The sequence below is a fragment of the Cytophaga sp. FL35 genome (genome assembly GCF_014349235.1).
Lineage (GTDB): Bacteria > Bacteroidota > Bacteroidia > Flavobacteriales > Flavobacteriaceae > Euzebyella.
Genome location: NZ_JACSOH010000002.1, coordinates 133,090 through 148,108 on the forward strand (window position 1 = coordinate 133,090; position 15,019 = coordinate 148,108).

Here is a 15,019-nt window from a genome sequence, read left to right on the forward strand (position 1 = left end):
TTGACACTCAACTCCTTAACTATTAAACATCAAACGATGAAAATCACCTCTTTTTTATTCGGTCTATACATTCTTCTTCATATAAACTTTTTGGGAGCACAAGTACTGCAAACAGGTAAAGATGTTGCTGTAACTACAACTGAATCCGGAAAAGTTCGCGGCTACGTTCATAACGGAATTTTTACCTACAAAGGCATTCCCTATGCCAAAGCCAAACGTTTTGAAGCCCCAACCAGACCGGATTCTTGGGAGGGTATTAGAAGCTCTACCACCTACGGACCGGTAGCTCCTCTACTGACTCCCACAACAGAAGTCACCGATGAGCCGGAATTTGTTTTTGACCATGATTGGGGATATACGAGCGAAGATTGTTTAAGAATCAATATTTGGACACCCAGTATTTCCGATGGCAGAAAAAGGCCTGTACTTTTCTGGATACACGGCGGTGGATTCACCGCAGGTTCTAGCCAAGAACTTCCATCTTATGACGGTGAAAACCTAAGCAAGCGAGGAGATGTGGTGGTTGTATCCATCAACCATCGATTAAACGTATTGGGCTTCTTGGACCTTTCCGCATATGGCGAAAAATACAAGTATTCAGCAAACAACAGTATTCTGGATATGGCCGAGGCACTTAAATGGGTACAGACCAACATCACAAACTTTGGAGGCGACCCTAACAATGTCACCATTTTTGGCCAATCTGGAGGAGGTGCTAAGGTTAATACCCTAATGGGCATGCCACAGGCAAAAGGGTTGTTCCATAAGGCGATAAACCAAAGCGGATCATTTAGAACGCAGCTACTGGAAAAAGAAGACACACAAGCCATTGGAGCGGAAGTACTTTCCCTGTTAGATTTAAAGAGCACAGAGGTTGACAGCCTACAAAATATTCCCTTTGAAAAACTGAGTAACGTAAGCTCACAAGCGCTAAAGAATGTGGCCGCGAAGATGCGAGAACAAGGGAAACCTGTCATTGGTTTTGGCCTCAATTGGGGTCCTAGCAAAGACGGAGAGATACTACCCTACCAACTCTTTTCCCAGGAGGCCTTTGAACTTTCCAAAGACATTCCGTTAATGTTAGGAACAACTAAAAATGAATTTGCCCCCTTTGCCAATATGAGATTTGTTGGCGCTTCCGATGAAGAAATATATGCCCATATTAAACAAGAATGGGGAGCAAAATCCGAAGAGTATATCAAAGCTGTAAAAAAAGCCTATCCTAATGATACTGAAGTCAAGGATTTAATTGATGTGGACACAATGTTTAGGCCCGGCGCAGTACATCAGGCCAATGAAAAGTCAAAACTTGATAGTGGAGCAGCGGTTTACATGTATCTATTTACATGGCAATCGCCCGTCTTTGACGGAAAATACAAATCATTACACTGTATGGAATTGCCCTTTATGTTCGACAATATTAAAAAAGCCGAAAACATGACAGGTGGAGGCGGAAAAGCCCAAGAGCTGGCAGGCAAAATGAGCGAAGCCTGGATTGCCTTTGCTAAAAATGGAGACCCCAACCACCCCGGTTTACCACAATGGCCCGAATACAATAGCGATAACACCGCTACCATGCATTTGGATACTCGCTGTGTTGTTCAACCGCAATTGGACAAGGAGTTATTTGAATTAGTGGCAAACAAACAACCCTGATAATACTAATTGATTTTCCGCTTTTGAAACCAGACGTCTTTTAAGCCAAGGTTCAAAGTTACTAGATGAAAGTTCTCCTTAATCATTATATTTTGAATTTGACCTTGGGAACCGTAACTGTAGGATAAATTTAATCTGGATTTCCAACCTTGGCCCACAGGCAGGCCAATTCCCGCCGTAAAGGAGTAACCATCTATTTTACTTCCGTTCATTGAAAGGTACCCTGTATCATAATTATAACCTAACCGATACTGTATTCTATCTACGTATTTAAAACTGTCACTATTTTTCTCATACTCCATTCCTAGGGCAAAAACACTTTGGTCTACGTAAGAGCCTAAATTTTCTGTTTGCTGCGTATCACTCCAGTAATTGTTCTTATAATCCCCGGCAAGGGTAAGCGATTTGAATATTTTGGCGCTGAAACCCAATCCTACCTGTAGCGGCATTTTAAAGTCGTCCGTGCTATCTGTACCCTCATTTTCAACTGTAATTTCTGTCTGGTCCACATTTTTCAAGACAGACCTTTTAAGCGTTCCTTTCAAAGAGGTTGGCAATTGAATAGTACTCCCTAGAGTAATATTCTCGGAAACGTCAAACTGAATTCCGGTGTTTAGGCGAAATCCCGTATAGTTGGTGTTTTCCGTAAGCTCAAAATTACTGGAGCTTATTTCAAAGGTCTCAGTTTCTTCAATATTGCCAAATAGAAGGGACCCTCCTAAACCCAATCTTAGCCCTGGCAAAAGTTCATATCCCAAGTTCAATTTTAAATCACTTAGTCCTCCCACTCCCGTTACCGAACTTTCAAAAGTTTCGTTTGACCCTTCAATATTCGTCTTTATCCCCACCAAAGAATAACCAACATCACTGTAGGGTACAAGTGATAGTCCTGCACCTAAACCTTGTCCAATTCTAAAGGCCACTGCAAGATTGGAAAAATTCAATGTAGTTTTTGTCTCTTGATCCGCCCTATTGCTAAAAGTATTGTATAAACCCTTTAAACCCACGTCATATATAAATAGGTTTTGAGGCACAAGGGCAAAATTTGCGGTGTTGATATTATTGATTTCTTCTGGTGTTTTTAAGCCTATACCCACATATCCCATCCCATTGGTTTTACCAATTCCAGATTGGTTTATAGTACCCAGACCATATAAAGAATAGGGAGAACTGGTCAATCCTTCTGATTGGGCTAAAATAGTTGAAATGGAAAAAAACAGCATCACAGAAAATTGTACTTTATTCATCCTCATCATATATGGCATACGTAATTTGTAGTGTGGAACTTTGAATTCCGTTATTGCTATCATTTAGCACAAAACGGTCTATGGTAGAAATGTAGTTGTTGGGAAACAGTATAAGAGCATCATCCAAACTTCTTTCACCCATTAAAATGCTTTCTATATAAGTGCTTAGGGGTAACTCATAATAGATATCGTTGAACTCTTCGCCATCCCTGTTTAAAATGGCCTGAACGGTTGCCACATCCTCTATTGCCAATTGCTCCGTTATATCATTATTCTGATCTACCACAAATACCGAAAGGGTATCCCGCAAAGCCAGTTGATCGTTGAAGGACCCAAAGCTTGGCTTTATTTTTAAGACTGCTCCCAACAGTGTTCCTTCACCTTGAATTTCAAAAAGAGTTTTTATATGAGGAAATTCAATTCTTGTTGCAATACCAGTGCCTGATTGTATATAGGACTGATTATTGGTATCTGTACTGTATCTAATATCTTCTTGATTAGTAAATCCGGATAAATAATCGATGGGGTTCTGCGCTAGTACCCTATTAAAAAAAGGAGTTGGGGACGATGTTGTATTTATTGTAAAGTCCAAGGAACTTTGCTCCTGACTTGTTTCTTCGGCTTCGGAAAAGTAAAGGCGCATCAAACTGGCCGATAAGGAATAGCCTAAAACCGCCCCATTGTCATTGGATGCAGGTTTTAACTGAAGCCCTTTAAAAAAGTTTGTAAATTCATCTGAATTAACAATATCCTTTTGCTGAAGTCTATTAAATATTTCCAAACCCAGACTATCCTTAATTTTAATCTCCAATGAGTCCCCTCCGCTAGGTCTTGGATTAAAAGTAAGGTTGCCAATTGCCTCTTCTTTTACAGATACTTCACTTGTGTTAAAATACCCACTTTCACCCGGGTTTAAACTCTCAGCCAATTCATAAACATCCATATTTATAGACTGTAGGGTATCCGCATAAAAATATCCATCATATTTAAGATATAGGACAATACTGTCATAAACCGCTTCAGAAGCTATAGAATAAGATTGGGGAATCAATTCCATAAAACTCGATGCCTTTACCGTTCCAAAAATTGAGTCAGAATATTGCCCTACCATAATCCTACTAGCTTCAGAAGTAAGAATACTGTCATACTTTATAGTAGAGGTAAGTACAGTAGCCGTATCCAAAAGCATCACCCTAATATTACTGTCCGTAAAGGTTTCTCCCGCCTCAAAATCAGAAGTATTTATAGTATCCGTACTACAAGAAGCAATACCACCTAAAAGCAGCAGATACAATATTGTTTTTTTAATCATTGCCATTATTTTCCGTAAAAGTAGCTGGGAACGTAATGGTCCTGAAGCCTAATAGATAAACCAAGAATCTTTTGAGACCTATGGCTTAAAAAAAGCTACGAACGTGGTTTAATCCATTCGCAGATAAATTCCCCTGATTCATACCTTAAAAAAGCGTATTTATCTATTTCAGTTTCTGCCCCTACAGCATTGCCTTAGCTTTGACCAGAAATTATAAATCAACAAAATGAACCAGGAATATTTTAGAACTATAGGTGCAGCCTTTTTATCCATTTTGGCTTTAAATAGCTGTTCCAACGATGAGGATGAAGATGATTTGGGCAATTGGGTAGACCGTTCCGTTTTTGATGGCAGTCCTCGTAGTGGCGTGAGCGGTTTTACCATAGACAACATAGGTTATACCGGTGTTGGTTATGATGGAGATGATTATTTGACCTCCTTTTGGGCCTATAATATAGAGGGTGATTTCTGGTCACAAAAAGCAGATTTTCCTGGAAGTGCAAGAAATGCTGCGGTAGGGTTCAGTGTAGATGGCAAAGGGTACATTGGTTCCGGTTATGACGGTCTTGATGAATTGAGTGACTTTTATTCTTATAACCCGTCCAGTAATACTTGGACTCAAATATCCTCATTACCTGCAACCGCAAGAAGAAGTGCAGTGGCATTTGGCATTAACGGTTATGGATATTTTGGAACCGGTTTTGATGGTGATAATGACCGTAAAGATTTTTGGAAGTACAATCCCGCAACGGACACTTGGACGGAGCTCATAGGCTTTGGCGGTGACAAACGGCGTTCGGCCACCACCTTCACCATAGGAGAAAAAGTCTACTTGGGTACCGGTGTTTCCAACGGAATATACTTGGACGACTTCTGGGAATTTGATAGCACTACCGAAAGTTGGAGTAAAAAATTGGACTTGGACGAAGAAGATGATTACAACATAATGCGAAGCAATGCGGTAGCCTTTACCATAAATGGCTACGGTTATATTGCATGTGGAGCATCTAGTGGCGCCCTTTCAACAGTTTGGGAATATGACCCCAGTTTAGATAGTTGGGAGATGAAAACCAGTTTTGAAGGAACTACCAGACAAGATGCCATCGCATTCTCAAACGGCACTCAAGCTTTTGTAGGACTAGGAAGGTCTGGAACCTTGTACTTAGATGATTTAGATGAATTTATGCCGTTTGATGAATATGAGGAAGAGGATTAACATGGCACCAAAAATACGGAGCAAAACGGTTTTATTTGTTTTAGCTAGCACCTTTACTGTTTTTACCATTGTGTCATTCCTTTTACCGGAGGGCACCATGATAGAAACTGAGGTTGTTGATTTGAAGGCCGAAACCATTTCTCTTGAGGAAGGTTTCGGTTATCAAATTTGGCATGGTAAAAATTTGTTAATCAGGCAGGAAAACATTCCTGGACTATCAGGAGACATTACTTTTACCAATCGCCAGGAAGCGATCCTCATTGCAAAAAAAGTTGTTCACAGGTTGAAAAATTCCCGAAATCCCGAAATCACCGCACAAGACCTAAAAAACTTGAACATAACCATTCCAGAACACTAAGAAAGTTAACAAATGGAATTGCACAAACTACCACTGAAACTCATTTTGGCCCACATGGCGGTATGGTTGTGCTTTGCCCTCTTCTTAATTTACCCAAGTATTGAGTTTGGTAGAAAAACACCTACGGATATCCCTATAAATATTGGGCTAACCATTGTCATATTTTATCTCAATTATTTTTATTTGGTTCCCAACTTTCTTTTAAGGAAAAAGTTAAACACCTATATATTCTGGAGTTTTTTCACCATCACACTCACCATTTTAATTTCCAATTATTTTAGTGTACCTCCATTTGAAGACCGAATGCCTCCTTTTGTGAGAGAGCCCAGAAGTAGGATTTTAAGACAACCTTTAATTTTCACTTTGGTCTTTATAATTCCCTTTACGGTAAGTACTGTTCTAAAAATGTATGCCGAATGGAGAAAGAATGAAGATTTGAGAAAGGTTACGGAAAAGGAAAAAATCAATTCCGAGCTACAATTTCTTAAAACCCAATTAAACCCCCATTTTCTGTTCAACTCTCTAAATACCATTTACTCCCTTTCGGTAAAGAAATCTTCGGACACTTCAGAGGCCATCCTGAACATATCAGAGCTAATGCGATATATGTTGTACGAAGCCAATCGCGAATTGGTACCACTGGAAAAGGAAATAAATTATTTAAAGAACTATGTACAATTACAACGACTTAGGCTCCCGGACGGAGAAAGTGTTAAGTTAAAAATTAACGGTGATGCACACGGTAAACTAATTGCTCCTTTGTTGTTTATCGCCTTTATAGAAAATGCCTTCAAATATGGAACAGACTTCCAGGGAAACACAGATATTGAAATTTGTTTAGAAATATTGGATTCCTCCATAAAACTATACGTTAAAAATATAGTAGGGGCCTATGTAAGCAAAGAAGGAAGCTCGGGAGTGGGCATTGTGAACGTAGAAAACAGATTGAAGCTCCTATACCCAAACACCCATGAATTGGATATAAAAAATGACGGCACCTATTATACGGTCTTCTTACGCGTTAATCTAAAATAAAATATTGTGAAGTGTATTATCATTGATGACGAGCCATTAGCTATAGATGTACTAAAGGACTACTGTCTAAAATTAGATTTTCTGGAACTGGAAGGAACTTTTACCAATCCATTAGATTCCATACCTTTTATTAAAGCCAAGCAAATAGACCTTATCTTTTGCGACATTGAAATGCCACAAATGAACGGAATCGACTTTATAGACTCTTTGGAGAACAGACCATTGTTCATTTTTACCACCGCCTACCCCCATTATGCCGTTGATGGGTTTGAGCTCAATGCTGTTGACTACCTTGTTAAACCCATTCGCTACGGCAGGTTCGTAAAAGCTGTCTCTAGAGCACAAGGGCTATTCAAAAAAAGAAGGGATTTGAGCGATGCCCACATTTTCTCCTCCAGTGGGTTTGCGGAAAACAGCGATAATTTCATTTTTGTAAAAGCTGAATATGAAAACGTAAAGATTAAGATAGACAGTATAAAATATGTACAGGGCCTGAAGGACTATCTTAAAATTCACATTGAGCACAGCAACAAACCTATATTAACCCTTATGAGTTTTAAGGAACTTTATGAGAGGCTTCCAAAAAACCAATTTGAAAGAGCCCATAAATCCTTTCTTATCAATGTAAACCACATTGGTTCCATTCAGAGAAACAGAGTGGTAATAGATGATATTCGAATCCCCATTGGTGAAAGCTACCGAGTAAATTTCTTGACCCGTTTGGGGTTGAGGTAATTAAAAATTAAAAACTGTATTTAAATCAAAAAAGCCTTTCAGTTTCCTGAAAGGCTTTCTAGTTGTACAGGCGGAGAGACTCGAACTCTCACACCTTGCGGCACTAGATCCTAAGTCTAGCGTGTCTACCAATTCCACCACGCCTGCATCAATATTTTCGTATCAAGAACTTCAATTTCTTTACATTCTTGATTTAAATTAAGACTTTGAAAATTTAACTGTGTCTACCTCCCGATAGCTATCGGGACCACCACGCCTGCAACTCCAAAATCAAATTGGGATGCAAATATAAAGCAAAATTTGATATCTCTAAATTTTAAAGCATCAAAACTTACTTTTTTGTAATTTTAAAAACTAGCCTAATTTCGCAACATGCAACATGTACAGGAATACCTTGCCAAAAACAAGGATAGATTTATCGAAGAACTTATTGAACTGCTTAAAATTCCATCTATTAGTGCGGATTCAGCATTCTCGCAAGATGTTATTGACACGGCGGAAGCCATAAAATCTGCTTTGGAAAGAGCGGGGTGTGATACCGTTGAAATCTGTGAAACCAATGGATACCCCATTGTTTATGGTGAAAAAATCATCGATTCTAACCTGCCCACCGTCCTGGTTTATGGGCATTATGATGTACAACCGCCAGATCCAATGGACTTATGGAACTCTCCTCCTTTTGAACCGGAAATAAGAAAAACCGAAACCCACCCAGAAGGCGCTATTTATGCCCGTGGTGCTTGTGACGACAAAGGTCAAATGTATATGCACGTTAAGGCATTTGAGTTTATGGTCAAGACCCAGCAACTTCCTTGTAATGTAAAATTCATGATTGAAGGGGAAGAGGAAGTCGGCAGTAAGAATTTGGGTGATTTTGTAGCCCTGAACAAGGAAAAACTTGCTAATGACGTTATACTGATTTCCGATACTGGCATGATTGCCAATGACATTCCGTCTATCACCACTGGTCTAAGAGGGCTGAGTTATGTAGAAGTGGAAGTAACCGGACCTAACCGTGATTTACATTCGGGATTGTACGGTGGGGCTGTGGCCAACCCTAACAATATATTGGCTAAAATGATCGCTTCCCTCCACGATGAAAACAACCATATTACTATTCCTGGGTTTTATGACAAGGTAGAAGAACTTTCAAAAGATGAACGCAATCAAATGGCCGAAGCGCCATTTAGCCTTGAGCGCTATAAAAAGGCTTTGGATATTAATGATGTGCATGGAGAGGAAGGATACCTTACCAATGAACGAAATGCCATTAGACCTACCTTGGATGTCAATGGAATGTGGGGCGGCTACACAGGGGAAGGTGCCAAAACAGTGATTCCCAGTAAGGCTTTTGCCAAAATTAGCATGCGATTGGTTCCTAATCAAGATTGGCAAGAAATTACGGAGCTATTTCAACAACACTTTGAGTCCATAGCGCCCAAAAGTGTAACGGTAAAGGTGAAACCCCATCATGGCGGACAAGGGTACGTAACCCCTATTGACACCGTAGCGTACCAAGCAGCTTCAAAAGCGTACGAGACTACATTTGGCAAAATTCCCATTCCACAGAGAAGTGGCGGAAGCATTCCTATCGTCTCCCTTTTTGAACGGGAATTGGAAAGCAAGACAATTTTAATGGGTTTTGGATTGGATAGTGATGCCATTCACTCCCCTAACGAACATTTTGGAATATGGAATTACCTCAAGGGCATTGAAACGATACCCTACTTCTATCAGTACTTTACGCAGCTGAGTTAAGATGGTTGAAATAAACTAATTTAAATGTAATACTTTATAGAGCTGCAAATATGATCGTAAAATTCATCGACTTAATACAATCCAATAGAAGTGAATCAAAAATTGAATTTCTTCAAATTGAAGTTTTTGACATTCTTGCAAATCAATTAAATTTTCGCGTTATCAATTTTAATGGTAAAGAGTTATTTCTTGAAAGGATTAACGACCAATATCAAATAGTACCATTTCAAAAACTAAGAGATAAGTTTTTAGATTATCTGCGTAATGATATTAATATAGAAAAGTTACCAAGTGAAATTAGCTACGAAAACATGATGAATAAATATTACAAAAAGAATCCAATAACTAAAAGCTACGCAAGGAATTATTTCAAATCTAAGTTACCACTTCATGAAAAGGACTTCGTTTTAAATAATTCAATCCTCCTTCCTAAGTCCTAAGTCTTAAGTCCTTTGAACAACTAACTCTTCTTCACATATTTCGTGATAATCACAATTTGTTGACCGTCAACCTTACCCTCAATATATTCGGAATTTTCACGGTCCAAGGAAATACGGCGTACGGCCGTACCCTGTTTAGCAACCATACTGGAGCCCTTCACCTTCAAGTCCTTAATAAGTACAACGTTATCGCCATTTTCTAAAATGGCTCCGTTGGCATCACGATGAATGATTTTTTCAGCTTCTGAGAGTCCTTCTCCAGTAGCCTTCGCCCATGCCAAGGTCTCATCTTCCAAATACATCATATCCAACAAATCTTTGGGCCAGCCTTCCTCTTTTAATCTTGAAAGCATACGCCATGCAACCACTTTTACAGCCTCGTGCTCGCTCCACATACTATCGTTCAGACACCGCCAGTGATTGGCCTCCATGGCAACATCTCCTTCAATTTGTACCAGACAATGGGCACAAACCAACATACTACCATCCAATCCACCAGTGGAGACGGGTGGCACTTCAAAAACAGACAATTCATTTTCAGCACTGCACAGTTCACATTTTGAATCACTTCTGATTTTTAAGGCATCCAATACGTTCATAAAATAAGACTTAAGGCTGCAAACTTAATTTTTTTTGGATTTTTCAAAACTGGAGATAGTTATTTTTTCAATCTTTTTTTGTATATTGGATATATGAGCGGACATATCATTGACATGGTAAATAGGATTAAGCAAAACTCCATTCCTGCGAGAAAGAAGTTTCAGGGAGAAAATAGGAGTATGCTTTTTCATGAAGCTTCCTCGATAACTTATGACTTTCCTAATCCTACTCCCGAAAAACTGGAAGCAATAAAGAGCAACATAAGAGAAAAAGCATCACAAGAGCAAAGAAAATCACTCCTTATACTGGCCATTTGCATTGCAGTCATAGCCGTCTTGATTACTCTTTTTCTGATCAACTACAATTATCGTTTTTCAACACTGGTCTAATTTTAACTCTACATTTGTAGAATTAAATATTTTGTTCTATGTTTGTAGAACAAAAGAAAAGCGTCATGCAATTATCAAAATCAGAGGAAGAATTAATGAATATTTTATGGAAGCTGAAAAAAGCTTTTATGAAAGATTTACTGGAAGCCTATCCTGAACCTAAACCGGCTACCACCACCATTGCTACCCTCCTCAAAAGAATGACCGAAAAGGGCTTTGTAGACTATCAGCTTCAAGGCAGGTCACGAGAATACCTTCCCCTAGTAAAAAAGAAAGACTACTTTTCAAAACACGTTAACGGACTTATTCGAAACTTTTTTAATAATAGTCCGGGTCAATTCGCTTCCTTCTTCACGGAAACTACCCATTTAAGCAAGGAAGAACTGGAAGATTTACGCAAGTTGATTGACAACGAAATAAAAAAGCGTTGATTATGCTGCTCTATCTTTTAAAATCAGCAGCATGTTTAGCTGCATTTATGTCACTCTACAAATTGCTTTTGGAGAAAGAACCCATGCACTATGTAAAAAGATTTTATTTGCTGGCCGCTGTAGTGCTTTCCTTTATCATTCCACAAATTGTCTTTGTAGAATATGTAGAATTACCGCCAACCACTTTTAATTATGAAAATTCATTTAACACTTCCGAAATAACCACTACTATCGCCCCTGAAAAAGAAAACCCATGGGAATGGTGGTATTTGCTACTGCCCATATATTTAGTAGGGGGCCTCTTTTTTACCATCCGCTTTATCATTCATCTTAGTTCTCTCGTAAAAAACATCAGGAACAACCCAAAAGTGAGAACCAAATCTTGGGTCAATGTTTTGTTGGAAGATTTTACGGCTCCACATACCTTTCTTCACTACATTTTCTTAAGTCGAGAAGGGTTTGAAAATAAGGCAATTCCCAAAGAAGTTTTACTTCATGAAGCGGCCCATGTGAAGCAAAAACACAGTTTGGATGTACTGCTAATGGAGCTACTACAGATTGTTTTTTGGTTCAATCCGTTAATCTTCATCCTAAAAAATTGGATCAAACTAAATCACGAATTTTTAGCGGATCATGCCGTTCTAAAGCAAGGTACGCCAGCAAAAGATTACCAACATACCCTTTTAGAGTTTGCCTCATCAGCAACTCATAATCATCAGTTAAACAGAGTTTATTCATCAATCGGTGCAGAGGGAATCCAAAGCATCAAAAAACGATTCATCATCATGAAAAAAAGAAAATCGACCACTTCTGTGGTTCTTAGAAGTTTCGCGGCCGTACCACTACTGGCGGCCCTTGTAATAGGATTTAGCGAACAAGTGACAGTAGTTCAACCACAAACGCCAGCGATAGAAATACAGGCGAGAGCTAGCGCATCAGAAATTGAAACGTACAATGACTTGGCCAGCGAATACAACGCCCTTCCAATTCAAGAACGTAAAATACCTCTGAACGACTTGCAAACACTCGAGGTTATTTACAAGAAAATGTCCACCAGCCAAAAGGAGAAAGCGCTACCCTTTCCGGAATGCAATAAAAATAACCAGCAACAAAGGACAGTTCACCTAATTGAAATTGCCATAAACAAAAACGGGTTGTTGTTGGTTGGTAATCAGCTTGTAGAATTGGAAGACCTTAAAAGCCATTTAAAACAATTAAACACCGCCGATACCTTTGAAGAAAGAGCAAAAAGCCTTCGAGTAATCATTACAGCGGATAAAAACGCGCCAAAGGAAGTTTTGGAACAAATAGATGCCATAATCTCCGATTTTGGAGCTGCCACCGTGAATATTATGGAACACCGCGCCTATGTACAAGAATCGAGCATAACGAAAAAAGAGTTGAAAGAATACAATTCTCTGGCAAGGAAGTACAATAAAATGTTAGAAAAAGAGGAGGGTATCCAAATTCTAAAAAGGGATGTAGACCGAATGGAATACCTATTCAACAACATGTCCGAAGAACAACGGGCAAATGCAGAGCCATTTCCTGCATTACCTGAACCTCCCAAGCCTCCTTTACCACCCAATGCCCCAGTGCCACCGCAAAAACCAAAGGCGCCATTACCACCCGATGAAGCTCAGCAGGTAGAAAAAGAAGTAGAAATGGTCATGGAAGTCAATGAAAATGCGATGGAAGAGATACTTGTAAAAAAGAATGCTTCCGATACCGAGTATGCCAACTATCAAATAGAAAAAATAGTTGATACGAAAGAAATCTATGATGAGCTAAACCCAACCATTTATTTAACCAAAGATGGAACGAAAGAAGAAGTTCGTATTCAAACCTCATACAAATATTACAGTCCAAAAGATGAGCAAAATCCTTTAGTCGATTTGGAAACCGGCCACCCCACTTTAAAACTTACCCTTTTTGATACGCCTTACTTTGGACCGGAAACAACACAATATAATCCCTCAGCCGTTTTTGAAAAAATGGTTCAAGCCGGCTCTAAAATATGGCTCAAAGGCAAAATTATTAGTAAAGAGGAAGGTTTAGATTTATTAAAGAAACATAAGTTCATACAGTTAGAAAAACATGAAACACCGCACGATATTCCATCCATGATCTTGGAGGAATTGAAGTAATGGAATAAATAGCCCTTAAAACAAGGGCTTTTTTGTAACAATTTGTCGAAAACTGCGTTCTAACAGTATCATCAATCATCAAATGTCTTCTTTGCAAAATTTTCCATTTATCGGGAAGATGTGCTGGGAGACACAAAAAACGAGCACTTATGTTACAACGTTTCTTCATTCTCTGTTCCGGGGCCGATACTGATATTCTTAACACTTGTTCTAAAGGGGAACAAAACAAATATGCCGGTATTGGAGCTACCGTATTTTTTACGGCCTTAATGGCCACGATTGCCTGTAGTTATGCCCTGTATACCGTTTTTGATACTATTTACAGTGCTGTATTTTTTGGAATCATATGGGGCCTGCTCATTTTTAATCTAGACCGATATATTGTGTCTACCATTAAAAAGCGGAACAGCTTTGGCCAGGAGTTTGTACAGGCGATACCAAGACTTATCCTAGCCATCATCATTGCTGTAGTGATTTCCAAACCCTTGGAAATGAAAATTTTTGAAAAGGAAATCAACCAAGTACTGCTTGAAGAAAAAAATGAAATGACACTGGCCAATCAGCAGCAATTGGTACAACAATTTTCTCCTAACATCAATAAGCTACAAGAAGAAATAAGTGCCTTAAAACAGGAAATCACGGACAAGCAAGCAGAAACCGATGCCCTGTACGAAATTTATATCAACGAAGCAGAAGGTACAGCCGGCACGGGACTATTGGGAAAAGGGCCCGTTTATGAAGAAAAACGGGAAAAACACGATGCTTCGCTTTCAGAGCTTAATTCCTTAAAAGCAGGCAATCATCAAAAAATTGAGGAAAAAGAAAATCAAATTGCGCAATTGAACGCCAATTATGAGGAAAGCGTTACCAAAACACAGCCCATTATAGATGGATTTGACGGACTAATGGCTCGCATCAACGCTTTAGAAAAGTTACCTTGGCTACCTTCCTTTTTTATATTTCTTCTTTTCTTGGCCATCGAAACATCTCCGATCATTGCAAAGTTATTGGCACCTAAAGGAGAATATGATCTCAAGCTACAGGACCAAGAAACCAGCTTAGAAACTTGGGTTCATCAAAAAGTGATGCAACGGTCGCACATTCTTCAAACGGATACGGAGCTTAGTCAGAAAATCTATAACGAAATCAAGGAAGAGGAAGCTGTTTATGCCTATAAAAAACAAAAAGCCGAAGAGCTCATGAAGCTTCAAACGGATGCTTTTCAAAAAGCGGAAATAAAAAGTCTATAAGATTTAGGCCTGGTCTAGAAAATTGGACACTTTTTTAAGTATTACCTTAAAAACATCATCAAGTGATGTGTCTCCTGATTCCAATTTCTCCTTATGGGCTTCGGCGAATTCGAAGGTTTTCTCCATTCCCAATACGCTAAACTTGTATTTAAGTTTATGCACCAGTTCTGCAGCTGTCCTGGGTTCCCCTATCTTAATATGATAGAGATATTTTCCCAAATCAGAAGTGTATTCGGTCTTCATAATGGCCACAAACTTAGCTTGGAACTCAAAATCCTGTGTTCCTACCAGCTCTACCACGTAATCTAAGTTGGGTATTTCCCTTAAAAAATCTTGTTTCGCCTCCATTGTTAAAGCTCGTTCTTCTATTCTTTATGTGGGGGATAAAGAAACGAACAAATCAAATGTACGAATTATACTACTTTAATTTGAGAAAATGTTGTAA

14 protein-coding genes and 1 tRNA gene are annotated in these 15,019 nt (G+C 39.0%); 10 read left to right on the forward strand and 5 right to left on the reverse strand.

Annotated elements, in window-relative coordinates:
• Positions 1-36 precede the first annotated feature (36 nt).
• Positions 37-1,656 (forward strand): carboxylesterase/lipase family protein, encoded by a 1,620-nt coding sequence (locus tag BIZ36_RS01800; RefSeq protein ID WP_187456151.1) that lies wholly within the window; start codon positions 37-39, stop codon positions 1,654-1,656.
• 5 nt (positions 1,657-1,661) lie between these two features.
• On the opposite strand, the gene bamG is transcribed toward BIZ36_RS01800, so the two are convergent.
• Positions 1,662-2,903 carry a BamG family beta-barrel-assembly machinery protein gene (gene bamG / locus BIZ36_RS01805; protein ID WP_222937155.1) on the reverse strand — a complete coding sequence of 414 codons (1,242 nt, stop codon included), beginning with the start codon at positions 2,901-2,903 and terminating at the stop codon, positions 1,662-1,664.
• Positions 2,896-4,215, reverse strand: coding sequence for a DUF4270 family protein (locus BIZ36_RS01810; protein ID WP_187456153.1), 1,320 nt, complete (start codon positions 4,213-4,215; stop codon positions 2,896-2,898). Before BIZ36_RS01810 ends, bamG begins: the two co-directional genes overlap by 8 nt.
• Positions 4,216-4,441: 226 nt before the next feature.
• Here BIZ36_RS01810 and BIZ36_RS01815 point away from each other — a divergent pair, with 226 nt between their 5' ends.
• From BIZ36_RS01815 to BIZ36_RS21235, 4 genes are read left to right on the forward strand one after another with little or no spacing between them, the layout of a single operon-like run.
• On the forward strand, positions 4,442-5,431 hold the full coding sequence (locus BIZ36_RS01815; RefSeq protein ID WP_187456154.1) for a Kelch repeat-containing protein: 990 nt from the start codon (positions 4,442-4,444) through the stop codon (positions 5,429-5,431).
• Between the two features lies 1 nt (position 5,432).
• Positions 5,433-5,789 carry a DUF4907 domain-containing protein gene (locus BIZ36_RS01820; RefSeq protein ID WP_187456155.1) on the forward strand — a complete coding sequence of 119 codons (357 nt, stop codon included), beginning with the start codon at positions 5,433-5,435 and terminating at the stop codon, positions 5,787-5,789.
• 12 nt (positions 5,790-5,801) lie between these two features.
• Positions 5,802-6,824 carry a sensor histidine kinase gene (locus tag BIZ36_RS01825; protein WP_187456156.1) on the forward strand — a complete coding sequence of 341 codons (1,023 nt, stop codon included), beginning with the start codon at positions 5,802-5,804 and terminating at the stop codon, positions 6,822-6,824.
• Positions 6,825-6,830: 6 nt separating this feature from the next.
• Positions 6,831-7,559 (forward strand): LytR/AlgR family response regulator transcription factor, encoded by a 729-nt coding sequence (locus BIZ36_RS21235; RefSeq protein ID WP_187456157.1) that lies wholly within the window; start codon positions 6,831-6,833, stop codon positions 7,557-7,559.
• A 65-nt stretch (positions 7,560-7,624) separates the two neighbouring features.
• Here the strand turns inward: BIZ36_RS21235 and BIZ36_RS01835 are convergent.
• Positions 7,625-7,706, reverse strand: a tRNA-Leu gene (locus BIZ36_RS01835).
• Positions 7,707-7,931: 225 nt separating this feature from the next.
• Between BIZ36_RS01835 and BIZ36_RS01840 the strand changes: the two genes are divergently transcribed.
• Positions 7,932-9,317: a dipeptidase gene (locus BIZ36_RS01840; protein WP_187456158.1), complete on the forward strand. Its 1,386-nt coding sequence runs from the start codon at positions 7,932-7,934 to the stop codon at positions 9,315-9,317.
• Between the two features lie 460 nt (positions 9,318-9,777).
• On the opposite strand, the gene BIZ36_RS01845 is transcribed toward BIZ36_RS01840, so the two are convergent.
• Positions 9,778-10,356 (reverse strand): PhnA domain-containing protein, encoded by a 579-nt coding sequence (locus BIZ36_RS01845; RefSeq protein WP_187456159.1) that lies wholly within the window; start codon positions 10,354-10,356, stop codon positions 9,778-9,780.
• A gap of 93 nt (positions 10,357-10,449) precedes the next feature.
• Here BIZ36_RS01845 and BIZ36_RS01850 point away from each other — a divergent pair, with 93 nt between their 5' ends.
• The 4 genes from BIZ36_RS01850 (at position 10,450) to BIZ36_RS01865 (ending at position 14,574) form a co-directional block, all read left to right on the forward strand.
• Positions 10,450-10,746 carry a hypothetical protein gene (locus tag BIZ36_RS01850; RefSeq protein WP_187456160.1) on the forward strand — a complete coding sequence of 99 codons (297 nt, stop codon included), beginning with the start codon at positions 10,450-10,452 and terminating at the stop codon, positions 10,744-10,746.
• 65 nt (positions 10,747-10,811) lie between these two features.
• Complete coding sequence (locus BIZ36_RS01855; protein ID WP_187456281.1) at positions 10,812-11,177, forward strand: BlaI/MecI/CopY family transcriptional regulator; 366 nt, start codon at positions 10,812-10,814, stop codon at positions 11,175-11,177.
• 47 nt (positions 11,178-11,224) lie between these two features.
• Positions 11,225-13,324 (forward strand): M56 family metallopeptidase, encoded by a 2,100-nt coding sequence (locus BIZ36_RS01860; protein WP_187456161.1) that lies wholly within the window; start codon positions 11,225-11,227, stop codon positions 13,322-13,324.
• A 149-nt stretch (positions 13,325-13,473) separates the two neighbouring features.
• Positions 13,474-14,574 carry a DUF4407 domain-containing protein gene (locus tag BIZ36_RS01865; protein WP_187456162.1) on the forward strand — a complete coding sequence of 367 codons (1,101 nt, stop codon included), beginning with the start codon at positions 13,474-13,476 and terminating at the stop codon, positions 14,572-14,574.
• Between the two features lie 3 nt (positions 14,575-14,577).
• Here BIZ36_RS01865 and BIZ36_RS01870 read toward each other — a convergent pair whose 3' ends face one another.
• On the reverse strand, positions 14,578-14,922 hold the full coding sequence (locus BIZ36_RS01870) for an Hpt domain-containing protein (RefSeq protein ID WP_187456163.1): 345 nt from the start codon (positions 14,920-14,922) through the stop codon (positions 14,578-14,580).
• Positions 14,923-15,019: the final 97 nt, after the last annotated feature.